The 1677-nt window shown below is 55.9% G+C and carries 3 protein-coding genes; all 3 read right to left on the bottom strand.

The genetic code is table 11. The features are described 5' to 3' along the window. Positions 1–333, bottom strand: a 333-nt coding sequence (locus AC1DWI_RS22115; RefSeq protein ID WP_477725780.1) for an iron chaperone, incomplete at its 3' end; no start/stop codon positions are given. 104 nt (positions 334–437) lie between these two features. After that, positions 438–1190, bottom strand: a complete 753-nt coding sequence (locus AC1DWI_RS22110) for a transglycosylase domain-containing protein (protein ID WP_477671188.1) — start codon at positions 1188–1190, stop codon at positions 438–440. Positions 1191–1334: 144 nt separating this feature from the next. After that, on the bottom strand, positions 1335–1677 hold a 343-nt coding region (locus tag AC1DWI_RS22105; protein WP_477725779.1), incomplete at its 5' end, for a hypothetical protein.

Below are 1677 nucleotides of genomic sequence, written 5' to 3'. Positions count from 1 at the left end.
CTCTTGCGACAGCGCCAGGGCAACCCGGCCAATAAGCTCGATAGGAAGCGCCTCCTTCAGCGGGAAGGACAAATTGCCCTTTTCGCCACGGTATGGCGCGAGTTCCTGCATGAGGCGTGCATCTTGCGTGACCGGCGGATAGACACCAATGTGCTTCTTGAATGCGGCGAAGTAAAAGAACACCCGACCGCGCTTGAACGCGGGCATGTTGTAGCTTATGCAGCGCGAGGCACCAGGCACCAACGCCTCAACTTTTTCCTGAATGGATTGGAGCTGAAGGCGCAAATCAGCGGGCACGCTTGCGAAGTACTCCTCATGTGAAGCGAAAGCCATGGCGTATTTCGTGTTGTCTAACGTTTGAGATGCAAGGCATGACCCGGCTTGCCGGGACACGTCCTCTCGATTGAAGGGTTGATCGTCATGGTATGTCAGGGACGTTAGCTGCCAGCGCGCTCAGGCTTTGCGTCGGTGACAAGCCGCAAGAATGACATAAGGACTTCTTCCGCCAGTGTTCCGTGTTGCTTTCCGTTGTAGTCAACATCCAGCAGGCTCGCAGGCTGATACTTGCCAGAAAGGTAGGCGTGAATACGTTGTACGCGTTGGGTATTTTCCGGCGTCCCGGGCTTCAGGTTATCGGGGGCTATGTGCATTGCGACGAGCGACAGGAACTCTTCGTCAGTGAGTTCCGCAAAGCTCTTGCCGAAATATGCCTGTGCGGCGGCCGCATAGCCATGAACAGGCTGGCCATTCTTGCTGCCCAGATAGCAGATATTCAGGAACAATTGCATTTGATCGTTCTTGGAAACCAGCGAATCCAGGGCGTATTGCGCAATCAGCGTCTGGCGAACTTTAGCGATACCTTGCTTGAACCCGTCCGGGAAGTAAATGAGCTTGACCAGACCTTGCGTGATGGTCGTCATTCCTGCGCCGGGAGTTTGAAGATCGACGCCGTGATGCCGGGTGAACGCCGGGTCTTCGACTGCCAACAACATGGCTTGCCTGTCCTTCGACAAGTCTGTGGGTTTCAGCCGGGCTCCAAAGCGCTTCCAGGTTTCGGAAATCAGAGACGGTGTTGCAACTCTGGCAGCCCTCACTTCGTTGGCGTAATAGCCGGCTGCGAGAACCAGGGCAAGTGCACTTGCACCTGAGAGCCCCAGGATCGTGCGAATGACTGCTTGACCGATCTTCATGTTGTGGCTGATCTCGGAGAGTGATGTGCGAGGGAATTCGTGACGCCTAACGCGACGTTGACTGGCGACCCGGCAAAGTTGGGAACGAAGGGGGCGAACGCCGCTGGACGTCCGTTTCGAACGACCGGTTATGTCGCAACAGCCTCAAAGAATGCTCTCCGGCCGATCCGCGTATCGGCTCATGAATAGACGGAATGTCGGAGCCATCTGTTCCCCACCCTCGTCTGAGGCTGTGACGCGGTACACCGGGGCGAGTTGATTCCGGTCGCTCGTCAGTCGGACTGCGTAAAGCCAACTGTTCATAAGATGATCAGCGAACACGAAGCAGTCGGGATACGCGAAGCGATCCGGATAGAKGACACCGCCTGAATCATCCAGTTCGTCTTTCACGGGCCTGATCTCCGCCAACGGCCAAAAGCGGAAGTACACATCATCCATCTCATGGCCAGTTCCGTTTTCAGCAACGAAATAGGCTCGGACATCCTCA

The sequence above is a fragment of the Polaromonas sp. P3_C2 genome, from assembly GCF_056402675.1.
This window is presented reverse-complemented; position numbering and strand designations above follow the sequence as displayed.

Bases quoted from the DNA above. Each gene is read 5' to 3' on its own strand.
- AC1DWI_RS22110 (WP_477671188.1), bottom strand. From the start codon at position 1,190: ATGAAGATCGGTCAAGCAGTCATTCGCACGATCCTGGGGCTCTCAGGT.